The organism is Bosea sp. 124 (assembly GCF_003046175.1).
Classification (GTDB): Bacteria; Pseudomonadota; Alphaproteobacteria; order Rhizobiales; family Beijerinckiaceae; genus Allobosea.
In genome coordinates this window covers 2,738,318-2,760,843 of the sequence record NZ_PZZM01000001.1, presented here as the reverse complement: position 1 = coordinate 2,760,843, position 22,526 = coordinate 2,738,318, and the positions used below count along the sequence as shown (strand labels likewise).

The window sequence follows — 22,526 nt, the reverse complement described above, 5'->3', positions numbered from 1 at the left end:
GCCCCTTTAGAGATACCGCCTCGGATTATTGGCGCTGAACACGGTGTTGATCAGCGTATTGATGTCGAAGACGGGCAGCCCCGATTCCGCCGCGACGAAGGAGCTGAACGGGCACATATTCGTGCACTCGAACAGGATCGCACCGGGGTTGGGGCAGTTCCGCATGAACTCGCGGGTCATCTCCAGCATCTCTTCTTTGAGCACGTCGGTGTCGAGCTCGAGCCGACCGCCGATATAGGTCGCGGGGAAGACCGCATCCGGTTTCATCCCCTGAATGTAGGTGGGGATGTCCTTCACCGACCAGCCGACGCCCTTGAAATGGTCGTCGTTGAGGTGGTGCCCGCGCTCGGTGAAGACGCCTATGATCTTGTCGGGCCCGAGCATGGCATGGATCAGCGGCGCCTGGATCAGGGCCGAGACGAAAACCGGGATGTTCACCGCCGCGGCGAGCTGCTTCTGGAACGGCGCCAGGAAACCGCAACTCGTGGTGATCGCCCTGACGCCTTCGGCTTCGAGCTCACGCGCCGCTTCGATGAAGGGACCGATCAGGTCGCCTTCGGGGTGGTCGCCCATGATCTTGCTCTGGACCGCGCCCTTGACGGTCTTGTAGCGGACCGGGAAGTCGAAGGAGGTCGCATTGCCGATGTCACCCGGCGGGCGGGGAAAACGCGTATCCAGCATCAGCACGCCGACCTGCTGGCCGTAATTCGTGAAGCCGCCCTTGAGTTTCATGGTCATGGTTCCGGAGACGGGCTCGAAGGCGCAGCCGCCGAGGACTGGCGAGCCGATGAAGGGACGAAGGAAATCCGGCCGCGCGATGTCGCTGCGACCGGCGGTTCAGGCGCCGTCGGTCTGGGCCGCCCCGCCACGATGGAAATGGCTGAGAAACGCCTGCGTCGCCGGCTCGCGCGGCGCGTCGATGACCTGGCGGGCTGGCCCTTCCTCGACCACGACGCCGTCGCGCATGAAGATCACCCGGTCGGCGACCTCGCGCGCGAAGGCGATCTCGTGGGTGACGATCACCATCGTCATGCCCTCCGCGGCGAGCTTCTGCATGACGCTCAGGACCTCGCCGACGAGCTCGGGGTCGAGCGCCGAGGTCGCCTCGTCGAACAGCATCACGTCGGGCTCCATGGCGAGCGCGCGTGCGATGGCGACGCGCTGCTTCTGCCCGCCGGAAAGCCGGCTCGGATACTCGTCCACCTTGTCGGCGAGTCCGACCTTGGCCAGCAGGGCGAGCGCATGCTCGCGCGCCTGCGGCTTGCTCTTGCCGCGCACCGTGACCGGCGCCTCCATGACGTTGCCCAGCGCCGTCATATGCGGAAACAGGTTGAAGTGCTGGAACACCATGCCGGTGCCGGCCCGGAAGCGGGCGAGCTCCCCTGTCCCCGGCAGCTTGGTGCCCGGCCCGAAGGCGAAGCTGTCGGCACCGACGCGCACCTGCCCGCCATTGGGCGTCACCAGCAGGTTGATGCAGCGCAGCAGCGTCGACTTGCCGGAGCCCGACGGGCCGATCAGCGCGACGACCTGCCCCTGGTCGACGCGGAGATTGATGTCCTTGAGGACCACGAGGTCGCCGAACTGCTTGCGCAGCGCCACGATGTCGATTTTCGCCTGATCGTTCATCGCCCGCCTCAATCGCTCGTGGAGAGCCTCTTCTCACCCTGCCGGACGATGATCGTCAGCGGGTAGAGAAGCAGGAAATAGGCGACTGCCACGGCGCTGTAGACCTCCAGCGGCCGGTAGCTGTCATGCGCCGCGATCTGGCCCTGGTAGAGCAGGTCCGGCACCGCCAGAACGGAGACCAGCGAGGTGTTCTTGAACTGGATGATCGACTGGTTCATCAGCGGCGGCACCATGCGCTTGAGCGCCTGCGGCAGGATGATGCGTCGCATCGACTGGAACGGCGTCATGCCGAGCGCAGCGGCGGCTTCCGGCTGGCCTGGATCGATCGAGACGATGCCGCCCCTGATGATCTCGGCGTAGAACGAGCCGCCATAGAGCGAGAGCGCCAGGATCGAAGCCGTGATGGCCGATATCTCGATGCCGCTCAGGATCGGCAGGGCGTAGTAGAACCAGACCAGCTGCACCAGCACCGGCGTGCAACGGAAGATCTCGATATAGGCATGCGCCAGCCAGCGCAGCGGTGCGAAGGAGGAGAGCTTCGCCAGCGCCCCCGAGAGGCCGATCACCAACCCCAGTGCGACGATCGCGACGGTGAAACCGACCGTGACGCCGAGCCCGTGCAGGAAAAGCCAGCGATAGCTCCAGAGGAAGTTGAAATCCCATTGGTACATGAGGCGGGGTCCACAAGATGCCTGGAGGCGACGCAGCCGTCAGCTGAAAGAGCTGATAGAGGGACATCGCATTTGCTCAGGAACCGCTCCGTCATCCCGGACGCAGCGGAGCGGGGATCCGGGATCCATCGGAGGGCCAAGTCCATGACAAGGATCGGCTCTGCAATGGATCCCGGGTCGACCTACGGCCGCCCGGGGTGACGACGAGATTCGCGCGAAAACGCGATGCCACGTCCGCCCTCACGACGGAGCGACTGCCGTCCCTCAGAGCGTGACGCCGGCCGGCATGTCGGCCTCGGTGATGCCGACCGCTTCCATGTTCTTGATGATGACGCTGCGGATCAGGCCGAGCCCACGGTTGAATTCGAGCCAGGTGTTGACGTAGTCGCGCCAGGTCTTGTCGGCCTCGCGGCGGAAGCCGGCATTCGAGGTCGTGGCGAAGACCGGGGTCGGGACGACGAGCTCACCGAGCTGCGGGTTCTTCTTGAGCATGGTCAGCGAGAGCATCATCACGATGCACTGCGCGTCGGCACGGCCGGTCATGACCGCAGTTGCCGCCTCGTCCACCGCCTTGAAGCGCGAGATCTGCGCCTTCGGGCACAGCCGCGTCGCGACCTGGTCCTGCGACGAGCCGGCATCGACGGTGATCTTCACGGCCGGATTGTTGAACTCGTCCCAGGTCTTCTTGCCGAGGCCCTTCTTGGCGATCATCGTGAAGGCGTTGTTGAACACCGGCACCGAGAAATCGATCACCAAGGCGCGCTTCGGGGTCGGGTTCAGGCCGAAAAAGATGTCGGTCTTGCCGGCCTGCAGGTCGAGCACCGAGTTGCCCCAGGTCGTCTCGATGATCTCGAGTTCGACCTCGAGTTCCTCCGCCAGCGCCTTGGAGAGATCGATGTAGAAGCCGCCCCACTGACCGCTGGCGATGTCCTTGTTGTAATAGGGCGCGGCGCCGGCGACCGCGCCGATCCGCAGCTTCTTGGTGCGACGAATGCGATCGAAGGTCGTCTCCGCGGCCGGGGCCGTCTGGGCCTGGGCCGACGAGACGAGACCGGAAGCGGCAAGGCCTGCGGCCGTGGCACCGATGGCGGTGGCGATGTTCCTGCGCGAAATCATGGTGATCCCCTTCTCGGTGCTTCGGTCGTTTGCGGCGCGCCTGCGGCCTCGCCTGCCTTACTCGATTGGAAGCCCTTGGCAATCAAGCGGCATTTCGTCTGTCCTGAAGATAAACCGTCTTCGCCTGGTCGGCACCGCGCGATTCCAGCGCCAGGCGGGAGCCCGCCCGGGTGGCGAGAAAGTCGTTCAGCGAAGCATCTTCCTGCCGCACAAAGCCGCTCTGGGGCAGTTTGCCGGCAAGGAAGAGCTCGACCATCGCGACGCAGCCGGCAGCAGTGGTGAGCTGGATCGCGCTCATCGCCGGGGTGCCGTCATAGCGCAGCACGACGCTGTCCTCCTCCAGGCGCCCGGCCTTCTCGCCGATGCCGGTGACGAAGACGATGACCACGTCCTTGCGGGTGAAGGGCGCAGAATGGCTGAGGATGCGCCGCATCGTCTCCTTGTCGTCGGCAAGTTCGAGGCCGCGCAGCAAGAGCTTCATGATCTCGGCATGGCCGGGATAGCGCAGCGTCTTGTAGCTCATGTCGCGGACCTTGCCGGCCAGCGTCTCGGTCAGGGTGCCGAGTCCGCCCGAGGTGTTGAAGGCCTCATAGGCGACGCCGTCGATCATGACGCTCTCGAGCCCCTCCAGCGCCGGCACCAGGATCGGCTGGCCGTCGAACACGATCTCGCAGGGGTTGCAGTATTCGTTGATCAGCCCGTCGACCGACCAAGTGACATTGTAGCGCAGCGCATTGGTCGGGTAGAGCGGCAGCGCCCCCACCCGCATCTTGATCGTCTTCACGCTGTCGAAGCGCGCGGCCATGTCGGCGCCGAGGATGCAGATGAAGCCCGGCGCCAGCCCGCATTGCGGCACCAGCGCGACGCCCGCTCCCGCGCCGATCTCCTTGATATAGGCGGTCGTCGCCACATCCTCCGTCAGATCGAAATAGTGCGTGCCCGTCTCGACGGCGACGCGGGCGATGCCCTTGTTGAGGAAGTAAGGGCAAGCGCTGACGACGATGTCGCGGTCGGCGAGGAAGGCACGCAGCCGGTCGAGATCGGCGGCGTCCACGGTCTCGGTCGCAAAACGCCCCCCGATTGCCTGGGCGAGCTGCGCCGGCGACGCATCCGCCAGCGTGACGTCGTGCCCCTGCTCCGCGAGCATGCCGGCGATGATCGCACCGATCTGCCCGGCACCCAGCACCGCGATCCGCTTGCGTTCGGTCTTCATCGTCCCGTCTCCTGAAGTCTGCATCTAGATGGCCGCCTGGACACCGACCGCCTCGGGATCGACCCCGGCCTTTTTCAGCCAGGAGAACACCGGGGGCAGCCTGTCGGCGATGGACTCGACCGCGATGTCGAGGAAGATCGGCTCGTTCAGCGAGAACGCGTCGGCCAGTGCCGTCTCGAGCTGCGCCGGCGTCTCGACGCGATGACTCCGGATGCCGTAGACCGCCGCGAGCTTGCTCATGTCATAGGCGCCGAAATCGACAGCGAAGCTCGGGTCGTTCGTGCTGGCATCATGGCGCGCGCCGGCCTCGCTGGCATGAACCCGCTCGGTGACCCGCTGCAGCGCCTTGATCCAGCCGAAGCAGGCATTGTTGAAATGGATCAGCACGGCCGGAATCTGCAGCCGCGCCAGCGTCTCCAGTTCACCCGCCGACATGCCCAGCGAGCCGTCGCCGAACAATGCGACCGGGCGCAGATGCGGCGCCGCGAAATATGCCCCGACGACGGCGGGAATGGCATAGCCCAGCCCGCCGAAGAAACGCGGAATCACGAGCTTCGACTCGGGGTCGCGCAGCCGCAGGAAGCGCGTCGCATAGGGCGTCGCCGTACCGGCATCGGAGACGACATGACAGGGCGTAGGCAGATGCCGGTTCAGCGCCTCGATCACCCGCTCCGGCCGCAGCGGCACGGTGTCGTCCTGCAGGCAGGGCGTCATCGCATCCCAGAATTCGGCCCGGCGCTCGTTGATCTCGCCGATCCACTCCTCCGAGGCCGGGGCGAAATCCGCCGGCACGCCAGCGAGCAGCGCCTCGATCACCGCTTGCGCGTCGCCGACCAGCGGCTCGTCTATTTGGTAGGTGTTGCCGATCGTCTCGGGGTCGAGATCGATCTGGACGATCCGGGTGCCGCCGCTCGGAACCGGCCACTGCCAGTTCATCGTCGCCACCGAGCCCATGCGGCAGCCGACATAGATCACCAGATCGGCCCGCCCCAGCGCCCAGATCGCATGCGGGTGGAAGCCGTTGTCCCCAATGATGCCGATGCCGAGCTTGTGGTCGTCGCGGATCACGCCCTGTCCGGTGATGGTCGTCACCACCGGGATCTGCAGGCGCTCGGCGAAAGCCGTCAGCACGGCCGCCGCTCCCGAGCGGTTGGCGCCGCCACCAGCGACGATGAGCGGACGACCGGCCGCCAGAATCCCGTCGAGAGCCTGCGCCAGCGCGGTCTCGGGCGGGCGGGTCCGGGAGGATGGCGCGCGCCGGCACTGCGCCTCGACATGCAGCGAGACCCCGCTCTCGGGCAGCGTCTGGTAGAGAATGTCTTCCGGCAGCGTCAGCACGACCGCGCCGGGGCGTCCCGCCGTCGCCTCGCGGAAGCCGCGCCGCACCAGCTCCGGCAATTTGGCGATATGGCGCAATGTCTCAGTGCGCTTCGCGATCGGCCGAAACAGGTCGTCGACCGCCAGCTCCGTCAGCGTGCCGCGCCCGATGCCGGGCTGCGGGATGTCGTTGACGAGCAGGATCAGCGGGACGGACGACTTGTTGGCCTCGGCGACGCCCGGCAGGCCGTACAGCGCGCCCGCTCCGCTCGGAACCTCCGCGACGCCAGGCTTGCCCGACAGCCTGGCATAGCAATCGGCCATGAACACCGCCGAGCGTTCGTCGCGGCACATGACATGACGCGGGCCGTTCTCCGCTTTCCTCAGCGCCTCGTACAACGCGACGTTGGTGTCACCCGGCACCCCGAAAATGACCTCGACGCCATAATCAGAGAGCATGTTCACAAGGGCAGACGCGCCGTTCATTCCAGAAGCTCCTCGGTTCCTTTCGGTTATCCCGGAGCCGCGCGGCGACATAAAGTTTCAGATCGACGATCGTAAGCGGAATATAAAGATGTTTCGATGGGAAATGCGCGTTTATGGAGCTAAACTATCAAAATCGCTCAGGAATGATGCGCGATGCCTGCGTCGGGGGCGGCGACTGCCCGAATTCCGGTCACCGCTCGAACTTGCGAGCGAGCAGGATCGAGGATGTGGTGCGCCGGACACCCTCCATCTCGGCGATCCAGTCGATGATCTCGTCGAGATGCGTCGAAGTCGTGCATCGGATCTTCACGAACAGATCAAAATGCCCGCTCAGCGTATAGCATTGGATGATCTCCGGGCGTTTCCGCAGCAAGGCGACGACATTGCCCTGCTGCTTGACTTCGAGCTCGATCATGATGACGGCAGCCAGCGACGCCTCCTGCCCGTGATCCTTCCCAATAATCGTCGTATAGCCAGCGATGACGCCTTCACGCTCGAGTCTGGCCAGTCGTCCCTGCACCGTCGCCCGCGAGACGCCGAGCATTTTGGCGATTTCCGCCAGGGATGTCCGTGCATTGGCGGTCAGGATGCTGACAAGCTCCTGGTCCTTGCGTGCATCTGCCGGCCGCGCCATGTCACCCATCCCGATCGTTTCGCTGACGAATGACGGTAAACCAGCGCGGCCTCTTCGAAAAGGCAAGCGCCGCTCCGCTCTTTGCCAGGTTGCCATTCGGCCATCGCCCCGCCAAACACATCCGGACAGGTATCGGTGGTTAGAGCATGGACAGCGACCAGAAACGCCTCGCCGCGCTGCGGCGGCTCCTCACGCAGGCGCATGAGAAGCTGGGATTGAAGCTCGGCTTCCAGCTCTGGGACGGCAGCCTTGTCCCGGCCGGCTGGCCGGATGACGGGCTGGCCATCGCCATCCGCGATTCCGGCGCGGTCGCGGCGCTCATCCGCAAGCCGAAGCTCGATACGCTGCTGAACCTGCATATCAGCGACCGCATCGCCCTGCTCAACGGGTCGATCTTCGATCTCGCGACGGCACGGCCCGAGGGCAAGGTCGGACGGCTCGCCCGCACCATTCCCAAGAGCGCTGTCTTCGAGGTGCTGCGCCGTTTCATCTTCGCGCCGGGCACCGCCCACAGCGCCGTCGAGCATCGCAAGGGCGACCAGATCGCCCGCGACGGAGCGCCCGCGACCAACAAGGCCAATGTCGCCTATCACTACGACGTCTCGAACGCCTTCTACCGGCTCTTCCTCGACGAGGAGATGGTCTACACCTGTGCCTATTTCACCGAGGACCACGGCGATATCGGCCGCGCCCAGCGTGACAAGCTCGACATGATCTGTCGCAAGCTGCGCCTCAAGCCCGGCGACCGCTTCCTCGACATCGGCTGCGGCTGGGGGGCGCTGGTCTGCCACGCCGCCCAGCATTTTGGCGTCGAGGCGCATGGCGTGACGCTGGCAGAAGAACAGCTCAAGCTCGCGCAGGAAAAGGTCGACCGCCTCGGCCTCGGCGACCGGGTGACCCTGCATCTGCAAGACTACACCCAGATGGAAGGTCAGTTCGACAAGATCTCGTCGATCGGCATGTTCGAGCAGGTCGGCATCCGCAACCACCCGGATTATTTCCGCGCCGTGAACCGGCTTCTGCGGCCGCGTGGCCTCTATCTGCACCACACCATCTCGCGCCGCGCCAAGAAGACCGACAAGGCCTTCAACCGGATGCCGGCCGAGTACCGCGCGCTGGTGCGCTACATCTTCCCCGGCGGCGAACTCGACCATCTTGGCATGTCGATCACCAATCTCGAGCGCCACGGCTTCGAGGTCCACGACGTCGAGGGCTGGCGCGAGCACTACCAGCGCACGACGCGGCTATGGTGGGAGCGGCTCAACGCGCGCCGGGCCGAGGCAGAGGCCGAGATCGGTCCCGAGCGCACGCGGATGTGGTTGCTCTATCTCGCCGGGTGCTCGCTCGCCTTCGAGCGTGGCGGCGCACTGGTCAATCAGACCCTGGTCTCGAAGCGCCGCAAGGGCGCCTCCGGCCTGCCGCTGACGCGGGCGGATCTGTATCGCTAGGCAGTGGGCAGTGGAAACAAGCGTTCATGTCGATTGCCCACTGCCTATTGCCGACGGCCCATTGTCACTTCTTTACAAACAAATCCAGCTTCCCGTAATGCTCGGCCAGAAGATAATAGAAGGTCAGACGTGACTTGGTCTTGTCCGCCTTCATATGCTCGCAGGTCGCCTTCACCGAAGCATCGAGATCGGCGGTCTTCAGACCGAGCTTCTTCTTCAGGAAATTCTCGCGGACGCGGTCCAGCTCGGCCGGATCGGAGCATGCCACATAGCGGGTGTCGGGCTTGCTCATGACAAGAGCATAGGACTTCGACATACCCGCAAAGGCCGCTTCGTTGAGCGGCTTCTTGGCGAATTTCTTGACGTCGGCAAGATGATCCATCTGTAGCCCCTGTTGAGCCGGACAGCGCCGCGTCCGGTCTGTTTCTGTCGCGCCCAAACGTTAACGCGCTTTTTTGTCGCACGCGAGGGGCGAGCGACCGCTTGGTCGCTTTTTCCGGCCCTAGCGGAACTTCATCCGCGATGCGCGGGGCATATGCCGCCCCCTCGACAGCGCATCTTGAGCCGCGCGCTCCAAGATGCTGCGATGCAGCATCCGACATGGAGCAGACCGACCGATGAAGCCGACCATCCTGATGGCCCCCAAGATGCCTGCCGCGCTCGTCGCACGACTGCGCCATGACTATGAACTGCTGGGGCCCATGGAACGCTCGCCGGATGCTGCGTTGCCTCCGGGAACCGGCGAAGCCCGCGTGCTGCTGACCGTCGGCGGCTGGCGCACCGACGCCGCGCTGATGGACGCGCTGCCGAAGCTCGGCCTCGTCGCCTGCTATGGCACCGGCGTCGAAGGCGTCGACCAGGCCCATGCCAGGGCGCGCGGCATCCTGCTCAGCAATGCCGCCGACGCCAATGCCGACGCCGTCGCCGAATTCGCCATCGGCCTGACGATCGCGAGCGTTCGCCAGATCGGGAAAGGCGATCGCTACATTCGGGCCGGCCGCTGGGGCGGGAATGCGATCGAGCGCCTGCCCTTCGTTCCGGGCCTCGCCGGCCGCCGGCTCGGCATTTACGGGCTCGGCGCCATCGGTGCCCGGATCGCAACGATGGCGACCGCCTTCGGCATGGAGATCGGCTATCACAACCGCTCGAAGCGTCCGGAACTGCCCTATCTCTACCAGGACAGCCTGCTCAACCTCGCCGCATGGGCGGATGTGCTGATGGTCGCGGTCCGTGCCAGCGTCGAAACCCGCCATGCCGTGAATGCGCAGGTGCTGCAGGCGCTGGGGCCGGGCGGCCATCTCATCAACATCTCACGCGGCATCGCCGTCGACGAGGACGCATTGTGCGACGCGCTTGCAGCCGGGACTATCGCGGGCGCCGGCCTTGATGTCTTCGAGAACGAACCGAATGTTCCCGACCGCCTCAAGGCACTCGACAACGCGATCCTGACACCTCACATCGCCGCCACGACCGAAAGCGCCCAGGCTGCTCAGCAGGCGCTGTTGCTGCGCAATCTCGAGGCCTTCTTCGCCGGCAAGCCCCTGCCCTCCGGCGTGCCGCTTTAGGCTGAAGGAAATCCGGCGACCGGCAATCGCCCGTCAGGGAAGGACCACCACCGGCGTGCCCATGCGAACGCGGGCATAGAGATCCGCGACATCCTGATTGTGCATGCGGAAGCAGCCATAGGAAGCCGCGGTCCCGATCGTTCCGGGCATGTTGGTGCCGTGGATGGCGTATTCGCCACCGGGCCCGAGCCCGATCACGCGCGCGCCCATCGGGTTCCGCGGCGAGCCGCCAGGGATGACGTCCGGCAGCCTTGGATTGTCGCGCTTCACCGAAGCTGGCGGGCTCCAGGCCGGATCGACCTGCATCTCCTCGACATATTTGACGCCGCGCCACTGCTTGCCGGCCTTCCCGACCGCGATGGTGTAGCGGATCGCTTCGCCGCCGCTGGTGACGAGATAGAGCCGGCGCTCGCCCGTGCGGATCACGATGGTGCCGGGATGATAACGTGCATCGCGTAGCTGAACGACCTCGCGGGCCGCCGCCTGACCGGCGGCCAGAGCCGAGAGCGGCAGCGCGAGGGCCGCCGCGAGCAGGATGTCGATCGAAGCGTGGCGTCTGGTCATGGGCGAACCTCCCGCACGGAGAACAGGCGGGAGATGTCGCGCCGATCCCCTGAATCGGCGGTTGAGCGATATGGTGAAGCCGTGATTCAGGATGAATCGCCCGTGAATCACGCCTGAATCAGCGCAGCATGGTCAGGCCGCCGGGCTGATCCGATGCTGCTGCGGCAGCAGGAAGGGCAGGCCCGGCGCCGGCGCCCGGCTGAGCGAGAGATCGACCTTGAAGACCTGGCGCAGCAACGCGTCGTCCAGCGTCTTCGCCGGGGCGCCCTGAGCGATGATCGCGCCCTGATCCATCACCACGAGATGGTCGGCATAGGTCACCGCGAGATTGAGATCATGCAACACGACCAGCACCGCGACGCCGCGGGCCGCGATGGCCCGGGCCATGTCGAGCAGCGCGAGCTGGTGGCAGAGGTCGAGGCTGGCGATCGGCTCGTCGAGGAAGAGCGCCTGCCGCGCGGCAACGCTGCGTCCGGCCTCGATCTGACAGAGTACGCGGGCAAACTGCACACGTTGCTGCTCCCCACCGGAAAGCGTCTGGTAGCGCCGGCCGGCGAGATCGAGCACGCCCGCCGCCGCCAGGCATTCGCCGACCAGTGCTTCGCGGCGCTGGCGCGGCAGCGCCCGGCCGATGCCGTCGACACCAAGGCTCGCCACCTCGTAGACGCTGAAGGGGAATACCAGCCGCGCATGCTGCGCCATCACCGCGCGCTGGCAAGCAAGCCGCCAGGCCGGGATCGCATGCAGGTTCTCGCCGTCGACGGCGACATGCCCACGCGACGCCTTCGCCTCGCCGGTCATGAGCTTCAGCAGCGTCGATTTTCCCGCGCCGTTCGGGCCGATCAGGATCGTCGTCGAGCCGGGCGTCAGGTCGAGCGTGGCGTCGTTCACCAGTGCCCGCCCGTCGGCGTGGAAGCTCAGCCCCCGAGCCGAGACGATCGCGTCGTTGCAGCCGGGTTCAGACATCGAGCGGCCCCGAGCGGCGCAGCAGCAGCCACAGGAAGAAGGGTGCGCCGATCGCGGCCGTGACGATGCCGATCGGCAGTTCGGCCGGCGCCACGATCAACCTTGCGACGATGTCGGCGCCGACGAGCAGGATCGCGCCGCCCAGAGCCGAGAGCGGCAACAGCAGGCGATGATCGGGCCCCACCGCGAGACGGATCAGATGCGGCACCACGATACCGACGAAGCCGACCAGACCGGCCGAGGCGACGCTCGCGCCAACGGCGAGCGCCACCAACAGGATCGCCAGAGCCTTGATGCGCTGGACAGGGATGCCGAGGTGATAGGCTTCCGCCTCGCCCAGCATCAGCCCGTTCAGGCCGCGCGCCAGCAGCGGCATGGCGAGCAGCAGCGGGATCACGATCGGCGCGATGGCCGTCAGCTTGGTCCAGCTCGCGCCGCCCAGGCTGCCCATCGACCAGAAGGTCAGGTCGCGCAATTGCCGGTCGTCCGAGATGAAGGCGAGCAGCCCCGTCATCGCTCCCGCGAGCGCCCCCAGCGCGACACCGGCGAGAAGCATGGTCGCGACCGAGGTGCGGCCCTCGCGCGTCGCGATCAGATAGAGCACCAGCGTTGAAATGAGCCCGCCGCAGAAGGCACCGAAGGGCAGCACCGCGAAGGGTAGCTTCATCAGCGTGCCGGTCAGGAAGCGGTCGCCAAGCACAATGGTCGCAGCCGCCGCGAGCCCCGCACCGGCCGAGACGCCGACGAGCCCGGGATCGGCCAGCGGATTGCGGAAGAGCCCCTGCATCAGAGCCCCCGAGACCGCGAGACCAGCACCGACGAGCAGCCCGAGCAGCACGCGCGGCAGGCGGATGTTGAGCACGACGAGAACGTCGCGCCCCTCCAGCAGCCCAGTATCGCCGGTCAGCCGCGCCCACAGGATCTCGGCAACGCGGCCTGGCGGAATCGCGATCGCGCCCTGGCCGATCGCGACCAGCGTCAGCACCAGGCACCCCAGAGCCAGGCCGGCGACGGCGAAACCGGCAAACCGGCGCCGTCCTGCGATCAGCGCTGCGAGACCGACCGGGAGGCTCGGCACGGGTGGCAAGGCGAGCGTCACGGCGCGTTCGCGGTCTTCAACGGCGGGATCGCCGCTTCAGGGTAGATCGCCGCCATCAGGTCGCGCGCGGCAAGCGGCGTGCGCGGGCCGAAGCCGAGCAGATAGAGCCCGTCCATGGTGGTGAGCCGCTTCTGCTTCGCGGCCGGCGTCTCGGCGAAGGCGGGCATGGCGAAGAGTTCGTCGGGCGTGGTGTTGTGGCTGCTGCTGTTGCGCATCATCAGGATCATGTCAGGCGCGCCGGCCATGATCGCCTCGTCCGTCATGGTCTTGTAGCCCTCGATGCCGTCGGCGACATTGATGCCCCCGGCATGCGCGATGATCGCATCGGCCGAGCTGTTGCGCCCTCCGACCAGGACACGGCCGTTCTGCAGCGACAGCACGAACAGCACCCGCCGCTTCTGCGCAATGGCCTGCTTCAGCGTCGCGAGCTCCTCGAAGCGCGCCCGCGTCTGTGCCGCCAGACGGCCGGCCGGCTCGGCCGCACCGAGCACCCCGCCGATCGCCTCGATCTTGGCCGCAACGCCCGCGGCACTGGTATCGTCCGGGATGCGAGCGATCCGCACGCCCGATTCGTTCAGCAGCGAGACCGCGCCGGGCGGTCCCGCCCCGTCGATGACCATCACGAGCGACGGCTTCAGCGACAGCACGCCTTCCGCCGACAAGGCCCGGACATAGCCGACATTGGCCTTGTCGCGCAGCGCGTCGGCCGGAAACTGGCTGGTCGAGTCCACGCCGACGACGCGATCCTGCAGACCGAGCGCATAGATCACCTCGGTGATCACGCCGCCAACCGAGACGATGCGGTCCGGCATCTGGCCCAGCGCGGGGCTGGCGAATCCGGCCGGCAGAAGCAGGCTGCCGACCGCGAGCAGAGTCAGGCCGATCGCAGCGGAAAGTTCGCGCCTGTCGGGCTGCCGATGCCAGTCTGCCGGGTGGGCACTACGGGCGACCATGGCTGGATCTCCTGATGGCCGGCGGCGCCGCTTCGCACGACGGCGAAGGGCTGCGAAGCCGGCACTGTATTTGTCGGTCCAACAAGTAGTTCTCAGTTTTTAATTATTCAAAACTAAGAACTACGTCAGCGTTATTGACGTTGATATTCAGCTTTACTAGAAGCGGTCAAGGGCGATGCCGCAATGCGACATGGCGCCCGGCGCCCGAATTCCCGCGCGCCGGCGTCCGGTCGCGACTCCGCCTCCAGGCATCAAGACAGAACAGGACGATTCCGATGTTCATCGCCATGAACCGCTTCAAGGTCGCGAAGGGTGAGGAGGCCGCGTTCGAGACCGTCTGGTCGTCGCGCAAGACCCGCCTCGACGAAATGCCGGGCTTCCTCGCCTTTCACCTGCTCAAGGGGCCGGAGAAGGAGGATCACACGCTCTACTCCTCCCACACCACCTGGGCCTCGAAGGATGACTTCACCGCCTGGACGACGTCGGAACAGTTCCGGGATTCGCACCGCAATGCCGGACAGAAGCGCGAGAAGCCGCTCTTCCTTGGCCATCCCGAATTCGAGGGCTTCGAGACGGTCCTGAGCGAGATCAATCCGCGCCGCCCGCTCCAGGCGGCCGAGTAAGGCCGGCCCATGTCCATCCTTGAAGCAGACCTGCCGGCCGCGCCGGCACAGGACGCGATCCAGCGCGTCCGGGACTTGCTCGCAGCCAAGCCCGACGGCCTGATCGAGGCCATCGCCCGCGAGGCCGGCGTCTCGACCCGGACCGCACTCGAACAGCTTCCCGCCGAGCAGCGGCTCTTCGTCGCGGCCGAGCGCTTCGAGGCCGTGTGGCAGGACCTCGCGACCTGGGGCGAGGTCCTGTTCCTGATGCACACGCCCGATGTCGTTCTGGAATGCGTCGGCACGCTGCCGGTCGGCTCCTTCGGCCATGGCTACTACAATATCCATGGCGACAGCCCCATCGGGGGCCATATCAAGGCCGAGAACTGCAAGGCGGTTTACATCGTCGATCGCGCTTCGGGCCAGGGGCGCCGCGCCTGCTCGGTGCAGTTCTTCAATGGGACCGGCGATGTGATGTTCAAGGTCTTCGTGCGACGAGACGCCAGTCGCGCGCTGCTGCCGGATCAGCTAGAGCACTTCGAGGCCCTCAAGACGAAATTTGTCTGACGGCCATCGAGCGGCCCGATTTGTGGGGTCTTTCCTCGCGCCCTTCCGGGCGCAGCCCCATCAACGGTTAATCATGCCGCATCTTCACCACCTATTAACCATGCTGGCGCAGCCTCGCATCTCCAAGGCCGAGCCATCGTGAGCCCAACTGTCGAGACCTCGTCGTCCGGCGGCACTGGGGTCTCGCAGGGTGACAGCCCGCCCGATGATCCAGACATGGATGTCGACATGGTCGCGCACGTTACCCTGGAGCGGGCGGGCTTTCCGTCCAGCCGCCCGGCCCTCGCCTTCGCGCAGGGCCGACGTTTCGTCGCGCGACGCGTCCCGGCATTGCGCCAGGGCTTCGGCTCGGCCGCGATGCTGGGCCTGCGCTTCGTTCAGGCGCGGCTGATTTCGGTCTGGGGACTGCTTGTCGCGGCCGTCTTCTGCCCGCCGCATGTTTTCGCAGCCTTCGCGGTGTTCAGCGCGGCGGCGTCATTCCTCTCGATCCCGGCGCTGATGCGACTCGAGGTCGTTTTCTTCCGCAACGACGACCGCGACCACCTCGGCCTGGCGTTTCGGCTCGCGACGGCCTGCGCCATCGTCTTCCTCGCCATCGTCGCCCTGATTCTCGCGACCCTTGCGGGAATGGGGCACATCGCACCTGCCGTGGCCCTGATCTTCCTCGTCTCGCTCTGCGCACGCGCAGCCCTGCGCCTGCTCTGGGCGGAAGCCGCGGCGGAGGGTGACTTGGGGACGATCGGCAACGGCAATGTCGTGCAGGCGCTGGTCCAGCCCATACTGATGCTCCTGCTGATCGCGCTGTTCGGTCCCAAGGCCCTGGCCCTGTTTCTGGCCGATGCGCTCGGCCATATGATCGCCGTTGCCTATGTCGCGCGGCGACGCCGTGACAGCCTGCTCGCACTGGTCCGACCGCATCTCTGGTCGCGGCGCAGCCTTATCTGGGCAGCGAAGCACTGGCGCGACGCTCCGCGCATCCTGCTGCCCTCGACCCTGCTCTCCTTCGGCTTCACCGTCGCGCCGCTGCTCGCCCTGCCTTACGCCCACAATCCGCTGCTGGCTGCCCATGTCGCCCTTGCGATGCGCCTGCTGGATGTGCCGACGCAGATGTTTGGAATGATGTCCGGCCCGCTGCTGCTCAACCGTCTGCGCGCCCAGAAGGGGCCGCGGCGGCATTTCTGGATGCGCATCGCGACGCTAGGGCTCGTTGTCGGCGCGATCGGCCTTTTCGGATCGATCGCCATTGCCGCGCATCTGGTCGACACGGTCTTCGACAAAAGCAAGTGGTCAGGCATCGGCGACGTCGTTGTCGTGATGACGCTGTTCTATGGTGGCGTCGCCCTGTTCAACCCTCTTCACGACGTCGTCGCGCTCTCCATCAAGACGGCATGGCAGCTCGCGGTCAATGCGATGGCCTTGCTCGCCCTCGTCGCCGCAATCCTGTCGTTCGGCGCATTGTCGATCGAGCTGCTCTATGTGGTCGGATTGATCTCGATCGCGCGTGCGGCGACACATGTCCTGTTCGTCTGGGTCGAACGTGAGGTGCCCCTGGCCAGAGCGGAAGACCTCGTTCCCGAAAGCCCTGCGGCGCGCTGACCGCTCCGCTACTCGCGGCGGATCAGGCCGTCGGCCAGCAGCGACGAGAAGAAGCCCGGCCTGAAGCTTTTCTCAAGCCGCACCGGATCGTAGATGTCCCGAGCCCAGTCGAGAAAGGCGATGCCCTTGGCCTCGCCCTCGACTCGGTAGGCATCGAAGAACGCGTCGAGAATGCCGGTCTTGGCGAAGCGGAAATGACCATAGCGCAGCGACAATTGCCGCGCCGCCTCGTCCAGCGGGCGGTTCTCATGGATCAGCAGATAGAGCGCCGCAAAGAAGCCGGCCCTGTCGGCGCCCGACTTGCAATGGACCAGAGCCGGCTCCTTCAGCGTCGCGAAGAAGTCCCTGGCGGCGAGGATGGTCTCGCGCTCGGGCGCCCCGCGCGAGCGCAGCACGAAATCGACCAGTTCGATGCCATGCCGCTCGCAGGCCTCGCGCTGCAACGGCCAGGAGCCGTGCTCCCGCCCGCCGCGCAGATTGACGATGGTCTTCACGCCCTGGCCGGCGAACCAGGCGATCTGGCCCGGCGCCGGCTGCGCCGCCCGCCAGAGCCGCGGCGTCACCTTGTGCGCGTTCAGATAGGCAAGCCGGAAGATGCCGTGGTCGACCAGCAGCATGTTGGCCCAGGCGCGCAGGCGCTGGCCACGGCTCTCGATCGGCCGGTCCCAGCGCGCGATGCGGGCCATGCGCCGGGCATAGCGATCCTCGTCGGGGCGCAGGCGGTTCAGCACGGGGGGGCCTCGCACGTCCCGCTGCTGGCGCAGCTCGCATGACATCTCATGCAGCGCCCGATATCAGCGCCGGAGACATCGCGCAAATCGGCGGGGTTTACCTTGGTGCGAAGGTCGGGCTTGGCGTTTGCCGCGCGAACCCGCATAAGACGCCCGTTTCCCATCCTCACAGGTTCCAAGACATGCGCCTCGACGCCATCTCCATCGGCAAGAATCCCCCCGAAGAAGTCAATGTCGTCATCGAGGTGGCGATTGGTGGCGAGCCGATCAAATATGAGATGGACAAGGAAGCCGGTACGCTCTTCGTCGATCGCTTTCTCTACACGCCGATGCGTTATCCGGGGAACTACGGCTTCATTCCGCACACCCTGTCGGAGGATGGCGACCCTTGCGACGTGCTGGTCGCCAATACGCGCCCGCTGATTCCGGGCTCCTATATCGCGGTCCGGCCGATCGGCGTGATGATGATGGAGGACGAGGGCGGCGGCGACGAGAAGATCATCGCGGTGCCGGTCCCCAAGCTGACCAAGCGCTACGAGAACGTCCACAACTACACCGACCTGCCGAAGATCACGCTCGACCAGATCCAGCACTTCTTCGAGCACTACAAGGATCTCGAGCCCGGCAAATGGGTCAAACTGGCCGGCTGGGGCGATGCGGCCAAGGCCAAGCAGCTGATCGTCGAGGCGATGGACCGCGCCAAGGCCGCGAAGAAGGGCTGAGCCGACCAGAGCGGCAGCCGCCGCCACGCGGCCTCAGTTGACATCGGTCTCCCGCGGCGTCGAAGCTCTGGCTTCGATCGGTCGGGGGGCCACCGTGTTCACACGCAAGATCATGCTGGCGGTGTCGCTTGCAACAATGGCCGCCCAGAGCGCCGAAGCGGCGAGTTGCCGCTTCGGCGCCACCCATCTCTGTCGCGGCTGCACGGAGACCGTGGCAGCCAAGATGCGCCGGGTCGACATCACCGAGAGCAAGCGCTGGTGCCGTCTGGCCTATCGGACGGGTCGCGACATGTTCCGGAAGGTCGTCGTCATGAAGGGCTTCGATCTCGGCGAACTGCGGACGGGCCGCTATTCGCTGCGGTTTTCGCCGCTTCGCACCGGAACCGGGACCGTGATCTATGAGATGCACGGTCGCGCCGGCGACACCAACCAGCCTTTCATCTCCCGCGTCGTGATGACGGTCCAGGTCGTGGAAGGCGAGTTTCCCTAGGCTTCGCTCGAAAACGCTTCAGCCTGCGATCGCCTCGCTCAGCGCCACCACCCGCTTCGCCATCTCGGCATGCAGCAGCTCGACCATGCGTCCACCGAGCTGGATCGCACCCTTGCCCTGGTTCTCCGGCTCGGCGAAAGCGGCGATGATCGATCTCGCCTGGTCGAGTTCCGCCGCGTCCGGTGCGAAGACGGAGTTGGCCAGCGCGACCTGGTTTGGATGGATCAGCGTCTTGCCGTCGAAGCCGAGATCGCGGCCCTGCTCGCATTCGGCCAGAAACCCATCCTCGTTCTTCATGTCGTTATAGACGCCGTCGAGGATGTCGATGCCATAGGCGCGCGCCGCCAGGATGGCGCTGGTCAGCCAAGGCAGCATCGGCGCACGGCCCGGCACGAAGCGGGCGCGCGTCTCCTTGGCGAGATCGTTCGTGCCCATCACGAAACAGGACAGCCGCACGCGCGGATCGCGCGCCGCATGCGCGATCTTCTCGACATCGAGGATGGCGAGCGGCGTCTCGATCATCGCCCAGACCCGCAAGCCGGGCTGCGCCCAGAGGCCGTTGAGCTGGGCGCCGATCTGCTGCAGCGTCTCGGGCGCCGAGACCTTGGGGATCAGGATCGCATCGGGATTGGCCTCGGCCGCGGCGGCGAGATCGTCCTTGAACCAAGGCGTATCGACCCCGTTGGTGCGGACGACGAGTTCGCGCCGGCCATAGCCGCCGGCCTTCACCGCCGCACAGACCTGCCCGCGCGCCGACGCTTTCGCCTCGGGCGCCACCGCATCCTCGAGATCGAGGATCAGGGCGTCGGCGGGAATGTCGCGGGCCTTTTCGAGGGCGCGGGCATTCGAGCCGGGCATGTAGAGCACACTGCGGCGCGGGCGGATCGTCGGCATGGGTCTCTCCTGGCGCCCCGATGGGACGGCTTCATTGCACTGCACACTAGACGTGACGTGGATGCAACGGCAGTTCTGCGGAACGCGGACGACGGAGGCAGGCAAATGGTCTGGATCGCGGGCATCGACGGCTGCAAGGCGGGCTGGATCGCGGCGATCCTCGATCTCGCCGAGGCAGCCCAGCCGACCCTGCGCGTCGTGCCACGGCTCGCCGACTTGATCGACACCGACCTGGCACCGGCCCTGATCGCGGTCGACATGCCAATCGGCCTGCCCGACCGGATCGGCGGCTCCGGGCGCGGGCCCGAGCAACTGGTGCGCGCCCTGCTCGGCCAGCGTCGATCCTCCGTCTTCTCCATCCCCGCCCGCACCGCCGTCGAGGCCGACGACTATAGCGAAGCCTGCCGGCTGGCGCTGGCAACGTCGCAGCCGCCGCGCAAGGTCTCGCAGCAGGGCTTTCATCTCTTCCCGCGCATTCGCGAGATCGACGCCCTGCTGAGAGCCGAGCCGCCCCTGTGCGATCGCGTCTACGAGGTTCATCCGGAGTTGGCCTTCGCGACCATGCGCGGCGCACCCCTGTCCCATCCCAAGAAGATCAGGGGGAAAATCAACCCCGCCGGCATGGCCGAGCGACAGGCGCTCCTCGTCGCAGCCGGCATCCCTTCCGAAACCATCCGGGCACGTCCCCCGAGGGGAGCCGCGGCCGATGACGCCCTTGATGCACTGGCGGCGCTGGTCGTCGCCCGGCACATCCTCGCCGGGCGCGGAAAGCCCTTCCCCGATCCGCCGCGACGCGATAGCCACGGGCTTCCCATCGCGATCTGGACCTATCGGCCCGATCATCCGCCAGCGCAAAACTTCGATCATCAGGACACCGCCATGACCGATAGTCCCGTTCCCCGCCTGATGATCGAGGCCGCAGCGCAACGCATCGCCGGACATGCGCGCATCACTCCCGTCATGCGACTCGGCACGGGCGCCTTCGACTCCGCTGGCGACATCTCGCTCAAGCTCGAATGCCTGCAGCATGCCGGCTCCTTCAAGACGCGCGGCGCCTTCAACAACCTGCTCTCGCTTGAGGTGCCAGCGGCCGGCGTGGCGGCCGCCTCCGGCGGCAATCACGGCGCCGCCGTGGCGTTCGCCGCCCGGGCCCGGGGCGTGAAGGCGACGATCTTCGTCCCCGAGATTTCGCCTGCCGCCAAGATCGAGGCGATCCGGCGTTTCGGCGCCGAGGTCGTGATCGGCGGTGCACAATACGACGACGCGCAGGCAGCCTGCGACCGCTTTGTTGCCGAGACCGGCGCGCTCAAGATCCACCCTTTTGCCGCGAAGGAAACCATCGCCGGCCAGGGCACGCTCGGCCGCGAATGGGCTGGGCAGGAGCCCGATCTCGACACCGTGCTGGTGGCGGTCGGCGGCGGCGGCCTGATCTCGGGCATCGCCGCCTGGTTCGCCGGGACCAAGGTGAAGGTCGTCGGCGTCGAGCCGGAGGGTTCCCGCGCCCTGCAGGCGGCGCTGGAGGCAAAGGCGCCGATTGATGTCACGGTTGCCTCTGTCGCCGCCGATTCGCTCGGCGCCCGCAATGTCGGCCCGCTGGTCTACGAAGTCTGCAAGGACACGGTGGACCGGGTCGCGCTCGTGCCGGACACGGCGATCACGCAGGCCCAGGTCACGCTCTGGCGCGATTTCAGGCTGGCGGTAGAGCCCGGTGGCGCGGCAGCGCTCGGCGCCCTGCTCTGCGGCGCCTATAAGCCCGCGCCGGGCGAACGTCTCGGCGTGCTGGTCTGCGGCGCTAATGTCGACCTGACAAAGCTCGCCGCTCTGCTCGCCTGACGGGTCGGGTCGCCTCGGTTGGAGGTAGTCTGCGTCGCAGTTGTGAACAGGGTTGCGGGGCGAAGGCTTGCCTCGCCCCGGCGGTCATGCGTTAGGCTGCGTCTGTCATGCCCGCACGCCCCGCCAACGACACGCTGAGGGTCATCAGGACGATCCTCACCCCTCTCGAGGAACGCCGCATCCTCGAGATCGGCTGCGGGCGCGGCGCCCTGCTCAACGCGCTGGCCGAACTCGGAGCGAAGGTCGCGGGCATAGACCCCGACCCCGCGGCGCTGGCCGAAGCGCGCAAGATCGCGCCGACCGCCATCCTGCGTCAGGCGGGCGCCGAAAGCCTGCCCTTCGTCGATGCGGCCATGCATGCGGCGATCTTCGTCAACAGCCTGCATCATGTCCCGCTGCAGGGCATGGCGGCCGCGCTCGCCGAGGCGGCGCGCATCGTCGCGCCCGGCGGCGACGTCATCGTGATCGAGCCGCTGCCCGAGGGGACTTTCTTCGAGTCGATGCGACCGATCGAGGACGAGACGCAGATCCGGCGGGCGGCGCAGGAGGCCATCGCCGCAGCGCTGCGTGATGGGCCCCTGCATCTGGCCGAATGCACTGAATACGACCGCGTCGAGATGTATCCGACCGTCACCGATTTCATCGACCGCGTGGTCGCGGTCGATCCCTCGCGCAAGGACAAGGCGTTGGAGGAGCGCGAGAAGGTGATGAAGCGTTTCTACATTCTCGCCGAATACGTGAAGGGCGGCTATCGGCTGCGCCAGCCGCTGCGCCTGCACCATCTCAAGGTTCCCGGCTAGGCAGCGGGCCGGACGCCGACAGCGCCGCGCCGGCCGGAGCGAGGACAGACTGCAGCAACCCGCCCCTCAAATGCCCGGGCCGGCGGCAGGACCGCGGTAACCACCTGATCGGTCCGCCCCTTGAGGACTGCGCCAACGCCCTTACCTCTTCGGGATGGTGATGTTCATGCCCGTCCTCGCCCTTCTGGGCACCTCGGCACTGGCGCTATGGCTGGCCTTCAGCGACGCCGCCATCTACGCCTTGCCGCTGGTCGTGATCATAGCCGGTCTGGTTCGGCACCTGATCCGGCAATGGACCGGCCGGCGCTACCGCGTCTCGGACCTCGAACGATCCGCGGGCAACACCGAGCGCTGAGCCAGGCGTCGACTTCCAGAACCCTGATGATGTGGATTTCCAAACGGTGTTACCGTTCGAAGGCGCCGATGGCGCTCCCATGGGGAATCGAACCCCAGTTTTCGCCGTGAGAGGGCGACGTCCTAACCGCTAGACGATGGGAGCAGCGCGGCAAGGGCTGCTGTTTAATCGGGCTTCGGCCGGCCCGCAACTGTTTTTCCGTGGCAACGCCGAAATTCGCAGCGGGAACGGCAATGCCGCACCCGCTGCGCGATCGTGGCCGGCTTGCGCGACGGGCA

The 22,526-nt window shown here is 66.5% G+C and carries 24 protein-coding genes and 1 tRNA gene; 10 read left to right on the top strand and 15 right to left on the bottom strand.

The window, feature by feature from the left end:
• Positions 1-6 precede the first annotated feature (6 nt).
• The 7 genes from C8D03_RS13085 to C8D03_RS13055 all read right to left on the bottom strand — a co-directional run bounded on the left by C8D03_RS13085 (position 7) and on the right by C8D03_RS13055 (position 7,159).
• A complete protein-coding gene (locus C8D03_RS13085) occupies positions 7-732 on the bottom strand; it encodes an aspartate/glutamate racemase family protein (RefSeq protein ID WP_108051605.1) in 726 nt (241 codons plus the stop codon).
• A 105-nt stretch (positions 733-837) separates the two neighbouring features.
• The gene (locus tag C8D03_RS13080) at positions 838-1,626 is read right to left on the bottom strand and encodes an amino acid ABC transporter ATP-binding protein (protein ID WP_108046653.1); all 789 of its coding nucleotides are present in this window, start codon (positions 1,624-1,626) and stop codon (positions 838-840) included.
• A gap of 8 nt (positions 1,627-1,634) precedes the next feature.
• Entirely contained in the window at positions 1,635-2,297 is a 663-nt protein-coding gene (locus tag C8D03_RS13075) for an amino acid ABC transporter permease (protein ID WP_108046652.1), read from the bottom strand.
• Between the two features lie 264 nt (positions 2,298-2,561).
• Complete coding sequence (locus tag C8D03_RS13070) at positions 2,562-3,413, bottom strand: transporter substrate-binding domain-containing protein (protein WP_108046651.1); 852 nt, start codon at positions 3,411-3,413, stop codon at positions 2,562-2,564.
• An 82-nt stretch (positions 3,414-3,495) separates the two neighbouring features.
• Positions 3,496-4,626 (bottom strand): saccharopine dehydrogenase C-terminal domain-containing protein, encoded by a 1,131-nt coding sequence (locus C8D03_RS13065; protein WP_108046650.1) that lies wholly within the window; start codon positions 4,624-4,626, stop codon positions 3,496-3,498.
• A 24-nt stretch (positions 4,627-4,650) separates the two neighbouring features.
• Complete coding sequence (locus C8D03_RS13060) at positions 4,651-6,429, bottom strand: thiamine pyrophosphate-binding protein (protein ID WP_108046649.1); 1,779 nt, start codon at positions 6,427-6,429, stop codon at positions 4,651-4,653.
• Positions 6,430-6,619: 190 nt separating this feature from the next.
• The gene (locus C8D03_RS13055) at positions 6,620-7,159 is read right to left on the bottom strand and encodes an Lrp/AsnC family transcriptional regulator (RefSeq protein WP_108046648.1); all 540 of its coding nucleotides are present in this window, start codon (positions 7,157-7,159) and stop codon (positions 6,620-6,622) included.
• Positions 7,160-7,209: 50 nt separating this feature from the next.
• On the opposite strand from C8D03_RS13055, the gene C8D03_RS13050 reads away from it, so the two are divergent.
• Positions 7,210-8,511 (top strand): class I SAM-dependent methyltransferase, encoded by a 1,302-nt coding sequence (locus C8D03_RS13050; protein WP_108046647.1) that lies wholly within the window; start codon positions 7,210-7,212, stop codon positions 8,509-8,511.
• Between the two features lie 64 nt (positions 8,512-8,575).
• On the opposite strand, the gene C8D03_RS13045 is transcribed toward C8D03_RS13050, so the two are convergent.
• Positions 8,576-8,893, bottom strand: a complete 318-nt coding sequence (locus C8D03_RS13045; protein WP_108046646.1) for a DUF2853 family protein — start codon at positions 8,891-8,893, stop codon at positions 8,576-8,578.
• Positions 8,894-9,128: 235 nt separating this feature from the next.
• On the opposite strand from C8D03_RS13045, the gene C8D03_RS13040 reads away from it, so the two are divergent.
• Complete coding sequence (locus tag C8D03_RS13040) at positions 9,129-10,076, top strand: NAD(P)-dependent oxidoreductase (RefSeq protein ID WP_108046645.1); 948 nt, start codon at positions 9,129-9,131, stop codon at positions 10,074-10,076.
• A 33-nt stretch (positions 10,077-10,109) separates the two neighbouring features.
• Here C8D03_RS13040 and C8D03_RS13035 read toward each other — a convergent pair whose 3' ends face one another.
• From C8D03_RS13035 to C8D03_RS13020, 4 genes are all read right to left on the bottom strand, one after another.
• Entirely contained in the window at positions 10,110-10,640 is a 531-nt protein-coding gene (locus C8D03_RS13035) for a L,D-transpeptidase (protein ID WP_108046644.1), read from the bottom strand.
• Between the two features lie 132 nt (positions 10,641-10,772).
• Positions 10,773-11,606 (bottom strand): heme ABC transporter ATP-binding protein, encoded by an 834-nt coding sequence (locus C8D03_RS13030; RefSeq protein WP_108046643.1) that lies wholly within the window; start codon positions 11,604-11,606, stop codon positions 10,773-10,775.
• On the bottom strand, positions 11,599-12,654 hold the full coding sequence (locus C8D03_RS13025) for an iron chelate uptake ABC transporter family permease subunit (protein ID WP_108051603.1): 1,056 nt from the start codon (positions 12,652-12,654) through the stop codon (positions 11,599-11,601). The genes C8D03_RS13030 and C8D03_RS13025 overlap by 8 nt, the downstream gene beginning before the upstream one ends.
• A 47-nt stretch (positions 12,655-12,701) precedes the next feature.
• On the bottom strand, positions 12,702-13,658 hold the full coding sequence (locus C8D03_RS13020; protein ID WP_248308452.1) for a heme/hemin ABC transporter substrate-binding protein: 957 nt from the start codon (positions 13,656-13,658) through the stop codon (positions 12,702-12,704).
• Positions 13,659-13,933: 275 nt separating this feature from the next.
• Between C8D03_RS13020 and hmuQ the strand changes: the two genes are divergently transcribed.
• The 3 genes from hmuQ (at position 13,934) to C8D03_RS13005 (ending at position 16,423) form a co-directional block, all read left to right on the top strand.
• Positions 13,934-14,281 carry a heme-degrading protein HmuQ gene (gene hmuQ / locus C8D03_RS13015; RefSeq protein ID WP_108046642.1) on the top strand — a complete coding sequence of 116 codons (348 nt, stop codon included), beginning with the start codon at positions 13,934-13,936 and terminating at the stop codon, positions 14,279-14,281.
• 9 nt (positions 14,282-14,290) lie between these two features.
• Positions 14,291-14,827, top strand: a complete 537-nt coding sequence (hutX, locus tag C8D03_RS13010; RefSeq protein ID WP_108046641.1) for a heme utilization cystosolic carrier protein HutX — start codon at positions 14,291-14,293, stop codon at positions 14,825-14,827.
• A 138-nt stretch (positions 14,828-14,965) separates the two neighbouring features.
• Complete coding sequence (locus tag C8D03_RS13005) at positions 14,966-16,423, top strand: hypothetical protein (RefSeq protein WP_146170169.1); 1,458 nt, start codon at positions 14,966-14,968, stop codon at positions 16,421-16,423.
• Between the two features lie 8 nt (positions 16,424-16,431).
• Here C8D03_RS13005 and C8D03_RS13000 read toward each other — a convergent pair whose 3' ends face one another.
• A complete protein-coding gene (locus tag C8D03_RS13000) occupies positions 16,432-17,154 on the bottom strand; it encodes a protein tyrosine phosphatase family protein (protein ID WP_248308688.1) in 723 nt (240 codons plus the stop codon).
• A gap of 182 nt (positions 17,155-17,336) precedes the next feature.
• Between C8D03_RS13000 and ppa the strand changes: the two genes are divergently transcribed.
• Together ppa and C8D03_RS12990 are read left to right on the top strand one after the other, a co-directional pair.
• Entirely contained in the window at positions 17,337-17,876 is a 540-nt protein-coding gene (ppa, locus tag C8D03_RS12995) for an inorganic diphosphatase (protein WP_108046638.1), read from the top strand.
• 94 nt (positions 17,877-17,970) lie between these two features.
• Positions 17,971-18,366 carry a hypothetical protein gene (locus C8D03_RS12990; protein ID WP_108046637.1) on the top strand — a complete coding sequence of 132 codons (396 nt, stop codon included), beginning with the start codon at positions 17,971-17,973 and terminating at the stop codon, positions 18,364-18,366.
• Positions 18,367-18,384: 18 nt separating this feature from the next.
• Here C8D03_RS12990 and C8D03_RS12985 read toward each other — a convergent pair whose 3' ends face one another.
• Positions 18,385-19,260, bottom strand: coding sequence for an HpcH/HpaI aldolase/citrate lyase family protein (locus C8D03_RS12985; RefSeq protein ID WP_108046636.1), 876 nt, complete (start codon positions 19,258-19,260; stop codon positions 18,385-18,387).
• Positions 19,261-19,365: 105 nt separating this feature from the next.
• Between C8D03_RS12985 and C8D03_RS27050 the strand changes: the two genes are divergently transcribed.
• From C8D03_RS27050 to C8D03_RS12970, 3 genes are all read left to right on the top strand, one after another.
• On the top strand, positions 19,366-21,093 hold the full coding sequence (locus C8D03_RS27050; RefSeq protein ID WP_108046635.1) for a serine/threonine dehydratase: 1,728 nt from the start codon (positions 19,366-19,368) through the stop codon (positions 21,091-21,093).
• 107 nt (positions 21,094-21,200) lie between these two features.
• Positions 21,201-21,893, top strand: coding sequence for a class I SAM-dependent methyltransferase (locus C8D03_RS12975; protein ID WP_108046634.1), 693 nt, complete (start codon positions 21,201-21,203; stop codon positions 21,891-21,893).
• A 160-nt stretch (positions 21,894-22,053) separates the two neighbouring features.
• Complete coding sequence (locus C8D03_RS12970) at positions 22,054-22,248, top strand: hypothetical protein (protein WP_146170168.1); 195 nt, start codon at positions 22,054-22,056, stop codon at positions 22,246-22,248.
• Positions 22,249-22,317: 69 nt separating this feature from the next.
• Here the strand turns inward: C8D03_RS12970 and C8D03_RS12965 are convergent.
• Positions 22,318-22,392 (bottom strand) — tRNA-Glu (locus C8D03_RS12965).
• Positions 22,393-22,526 lie beyond the last annotated feature (134 nt).

Excerpts from the sequence above, each read along its gene's own strand:
- C8D03_RS13085 (WP_108051605.1), bottom strand. The coding sequence starts at position 732 with ATGAAACTCAAGGGCGGCTTCACGAATTACGGCCAGCAGGTCGGCGTG.
- C8D03_RS13080 (WP_108046653.1), bottom strand. The coding sequence starts at position 1,626 with ATGAACGATCAGGCGAAAATCGACATCGTGGCGCTGCGCAAGCAGTTC.
- C8D03_RS13075 (WP_108046652.1), bottom strand. The coding sequence starts at position 2,297 with ATGTACCAATGGGATTTCAACTTCCTCTGGAGCTATCGCTGGCTTTTC.
- C8D03_RS13070 (WP_108046651.1), bottom strand. The coding sequence starts at position 3,413 with ATGATTTCGCGCAGGAACATCGCCACCGCCATCGGTGCCACGGCCGCA.
- C8D03_RS13065 (WP_108046650.1), bottom strand. The coding sequence starts at position 4,626 with ATGAAGACCGAACGCAAGCGGATCGCGGTGCTGGGTGCCGGGCAGATC.
- C8D03_RS13060 (WP_108046649.1), bottom strand. The coding sequence starts at position 6,429 with ATGAACGGCGCGTCTGCCCTTGTGAACATGCTCTCTGATTATGGCGTC.
- C8D03_RS13055 (WP_108046648.1), bottom strand. The coding sequence starts at position 7,159 with ATGGCAACCTGGCAAAGAGCGGAGCGGCGCTTGCCTTTTCGAAGAGGC.
- C8D03_RS13050 (WP_108046647.1), top strand. The coding sequence starts at position 7,210 with ATGGACAGCGACCAGAAACGCCTCGCCGCGCTGCGGCGGCTCCTCACG.
- C8D03_RS13045 (WP_108046646.1), bottom strand. The coding sequence starts at position 8,893 with ATGGATCATCTTGCCGACGTCAAGAAATTCGCCAAGAAGCCGCTCAAC.
- C8D03_RS13040 (WP_108046645.1), top strand. The coding sequence starts at position 9,129 with ATGAAGCCGACCATCCTGATGGCCCCCAAGATGCCTGCCGCGCTCGTC.
- C8D03_RS13035 (WP_108046644.1), bottom strand. The coding sequence starts at position 10,640 with ATGACCAGACGCCACGCTTCGATCGACATCCTGCTCGCGGCGGCCCTC.
- C8D03_RS13030 (WP_108046643.1), bottom strand. The coding sequence starts at position 11,606 with ATGTCTGAACCCGGCTGCAACGACGCGATCGTCTCGGCTCGGGGGCTG.
- C8D03_RS13020 (WP_248308452.1), bottom strand. The coding sequence starts at position 13,658 with ATGGTCGCCCGTAGTGCCCACCCGGCAGACTGGCATCGGCAGCCCGAC.
- hmuQ (WP_108046642.1), top strand. The coding sequence starts at position 13,934 with ATGTTCATCGCCATGAACCGCTTCAAGGTCGCGAAGGGTGAGGAGGCC.
- hutX (WP_108046641.1), top strand. The coding sequence starts at position 14,291 with ATGTCCATCCTTGAAGCAGACCTGCCGGCCGCGCCGGCACAGGACGCG.
- ppa (WP_108046638.1), top strand. The coding sequence starts at position 17,337 with ATGCGCCTCGACGCCATCTCCATCGGCAAGAATCCCCCCGAAGAAGTC.
- C8D03_RS12985 (WP_108046636.1), bottom strand. The coding sequence starts at position 19,260 with ATGCCGACGATCCGCCCGCGCCGCAGTGTGCTCTACATGCCCGGCTCG.
- C8D03_RS27050 (WP_108046635.1), top strand. The coding sequence starts at position 19,366 with ATGGTCTGGATCGCGGGCATCGACGGCTGCAAGGCGGGCTGGATCGCG.
- C8D03_RS12975 (WP_108046634.1), top strand. The coding sequence starts at position 21,201 with ATGCCCGCACGCCCCGCCAACGACACGCTGAGGGTCATCAGGACGATC.
- C8D03_RS12970 (WP_146170168.1), top strand. The coding sequence starts at position 22,054 with ATGTTCATGCCCGTCCTCGCCCTTCTGGGCACCTCGGCACTGGCGCTA.